At 45.0% G+C, this 2,866-nt stretch carries 4 protein-coding genes; 3 read left to right on the top strand and 1 reads right to left on the bottom strand.

What is annotated here, in order from left to right; genetic code table 11:
- From ACRJJO_RS21890 to ACRJJO_RS21880, 3 genes are all read left to right on the top strand, one after another.
- The coding region (locus tag ACRJJO_RS21890; RefSeq protein WP_431067676.1) for a hypothetical protein at positions 1 to 231 on the top strand (231 nt) is incomplete at its 5' end.
- A 332-nt stretch (positions 232 to 563) separates the two neighbouring features.
- A complete protein-coding gene (locus ACRJJO_RS21885) occupies positions 564 to 1,181 on the top strand; it encodes an ABC transporter substrate-binding protein (RefSeq protein ID WP_431067675.1) in 618 nt (205 codons plus the stop codon).
- A gap of 6 nt (positions 1,182 to 1,187) precedes the next feature.
- Positions 1,188 to 2,069 (top strand): MlaA family lipoprotein, encoded by an 882-nt coding sequence (locus ACRJJO_RS21880; RefSeq protein ID WP_431067674.1) that lies wholly within the window; start codon positions 1,188 to 1,190, stop codon positions 2,067 to 2,069.
- 64 nt (positions 2,070 to 2,133) lie between these two features.
- Here the strand turns inward: ACRJJO_RS21880 and ACRJJO_RS21875 are convergent, their stop codons facing one another.
- Positions 2,134 to 2,649 (bottom strand): adenine phosphoribosyltransferase, encoded by a 516-nt coding sequence (locus ACRJJO_RS21875; RefSeq protein ID WP_404360200.1) that lies wholly within the window; start codon positions 2,647 to 2,649, stop codon positions 2,134 to 2,136.
- Between the last annotated feature and the right edge of the window lie 217 nt (positions 2,650 to 2,866).

Here is a 2,866-nt window from a genome sequence, read left to right as displayed (position 1 = left end):
GGCATTCCCACGCAGAGCGTGGGAACGAGAATGGCCGGGGAACTGAATACTCACGGTTTGAGTGGTGTCCATGCCTTTATGGATATTGGCATGGGCGATATTGCTGCCGGTATACCTATACCTTTCGCTCTTCAAATGTCGGCGTTGCTTAAGGAGAGGCCGGGCTCGGGGCGAGGTATTCAATTCGTCCCGAACGTTTTGGTTTACTTATTCTGTTTCCCAAGCTCCTGAGGTTGTGAAAGTATTGGTGAATACATCGTAAAAAATTTATTTATCATGAAGAGCATGAAGGTAATGAAGAAAAAGACCATAATAGCAATAATCTAATTCTTCATTTTCTTCGTGGTTATTTTGTAATATTTCTGCTGTTTCCCAAGCTCTAGCTTCGCGGTAAAAAAGAGAAGCCGATGTATTTACCACACCTTCGTTTGCAGCAGTTACAGTTACGCTAAGTTCAATCGACCGGCTTGGCCTCTCGAAGCTAGAATTTGGGAAGGAGCGAAAGAGTATATCTTCTTTACGGCCGGCAAAGCATGCCGGAAATCAATGTTTTCGGAGTTTTTATGTATCAAAGTCTAATAATAAATAAAATATCGGGTCTTTTTTTGCTTTTTTTGTTGGGCTTAACCGAAGTTTATGCCGAGGATATTCTTAGTGCCAGGGAGGTTGTTGAAAATTTTCAAGCCGAGTTAATAGATGTTATGAAAAGCGGTAAGGAGCTTGGTTATGAAGGTCGTTTCGATCAGCTTGAAAAGCCGGTAAGTGAAAGCCACGATTTAAATATGATTGCAAGAGTCGTGGTCGGGCGCGAATGGGAGAATATGTCGTCGGATCAACAAGAAAAATTTATCGAGGTGTTTAGTCGATTCAGCGTTGCGGCTTATGCGCACAATTTTAAGGAATACTCCGGCGAATCTTTTAAATTCGAATCGGAGGAAGAGACCGGAAGGGGCGGTATTATAGTCCATACTTATTTGGTCATACCCGATGATAAGGATGTTAAATTCGATTATATGTTGAAGAAAAAAGGTAATAGCTGGAGAATAATAAATATAATTGCCAATGGTGTTAGCGATTTGGCTTTAAGGCGTTCGGAGTATGGCAGTATCTTGAAACGTGACGGCTATGACGTGCTGATCGAAAAAATCAGCGAAAAAATCGATCTTTATTCAAAGCAGTAGGTTTTTATGGGTATTTTGGGTGGCAAACTTCAGCGAATGGTTGTCGTTTTTCTTTGTGCTCAAGCTTACGGGTTAAGCGGCTGCTCGACGACGGCGAGTCAAGATTTATCGTTGTCGGAAGTAGACCCTTACGAAGACATAAACCGTAAGGTTTACGCTTTTAATATGACGGTTGACGAATATGTCGCCGAACCCGTCGCCAATGCTTATAAAGCCGTGACGCCGAATGTTATGCAGGCTGGAGTCAATAATTTTTTCGGCAATCTAAAAACCATCAATACCGTTATTAACGATGTTTTGCAGGGTAAGTTTCAGCAAAGCGTCGAAGATTCCGGGCGTTTTTTGGTGAATTCCACAATGGGTCTGGGCGGTTTACTCGATATCGCGACCGACATGGGATTGGAGCATCATGAAGAAGACTTTGATCAGACCTTCGCGGTCTGGGGGGTTCCGCAGGGTTCTTATTTAATGCTGCCTTTTTTAGGACCCTCGACCACCCGGGGCATTCCCGGGTCGGTATTGGATACTGCAGCGAACCCGGCGACCTATGTTGGAATGCCGGTGCAAGCATTGCAAGTGTTGGAAGTTGTCAATGCTAGAGCTAATGCTGACGGTGCGCTGAAATTCATTGATGAAGCGGCATTGGATCCTTATGTATTCACCCGAGAATCTTATCTTCAGTGGCGCAATAATCTGATCAACGATGGAAATATTGAAATCAATGACGACTTAGATAAAGCGCTGCTAGATTTTGATGAGGCGTTGTTTGACGAAGTGAATGATGCTGAGCTGGAATCTGAAGGATCACTCGACAATATGAAGCCTATAGCGGTGGAGGATACTTCGGAAACAGTCAAGGCGAAATCGATACCGAACCAAGAATTTTAGGCGTTTCAACCCGCCCCGAACGCTTTGGATTGCCTTGGGGGCATAGTCGAATTTGGGGTTCGCGCTAAAAGTGAAGCAGCGAATGAACTTCGTATGCGTCAAGCTTTTCACGGCCTTTTAGAAAATCCAATTCAACGACAAATGCGCATGCTTCAACGGTTGCGCCCAGTTTCTCGACCAGTTCGCAACTGGCCTTAGCGGTTCCGCCCGTTGCCAGCAAGTCGTCTATCAACAAAACACGATCACCGGTTTCAAACGCATCGCTATGTGCTTCCAGTGTCGCCGATCCGTATTCCAAGTCGTAAGAAACGCTTTGCACGTCATAGGGTAATTTTCCCGGTTTTCTGAGCGGTACAAACGGCAGGCCTAGCTCCCAAGCCACCAATGCGCCGAATATAAAGCCCCGTGCTTCCATGCCGGCCACGGCCGTGATGTCTCTTTCCAAGAACGGATGCAGTAGATGGTGGACTGCAAGTCTTAATGCAACAGGGTCTTTGACTAGCGGTGTAATATCTTTGAAGATAATGCCGGGCTTCGGAAAATCCGGGATATCTCGGATTTTTTCTTTTAATTTGTTCATAGTTAAAATATAGGGTACTTATCGCGTATATTTTTTAGGAAAAAGCTATCCCGAACGTTTCAGTCGAGTTTGGGGTGGTGCTGAAACATTCGGGACGGGTTAAATAACCCGCCCTGCGCCCAGCCCAAGCATGGGAAATGCTCGTACTGCTTACAAAATCAAGCGCAAAATTGCTCGATGCTCTGCAATATGCCTTGTGTATCCAATCCGCAAAAAC

This window comes from Methylotuvimicrobium sp. (assembly GCF_050611805.1).
In the GTDB taxonomy this organism is placed as follows: domain Bacteria; phylum Pseudomonadota; class Gammaproteobacteria; order Methylococcales; family Methylomonadaceae; genus Methylotuvimicrobium.
Note: the sequence above shows the minus strand (reverse complement) of the source record. Positions and strands in the feature narration are given on the sequence as shown.

Excerpts from the sequence above, each read along its gene's own strand:
- ACRJJO_RS21885 (WP_431067675.1), top strand. The coding sequence starts at position 564 with ATGTATCAAAGTCTAATAATAAATAAAATATCGGGTCTTTTTTTGCTT.
- ACRJJO_RS21880 (WP_431067674.1), top strand. The coding sequence starts at position 1,188 with ATGGGTATTTTGGGTGGCAAACTTCAGCGAATGGTTGTCGTTTTTCTT.
- ACRJJO_RS21875 (WP_404360200.1), bottom strand. The coding sequence starts at position 2,649 with ATGAACAAATTAAAAGAAAAAATCCGAGATATCCCGGATTTTCCGAAG.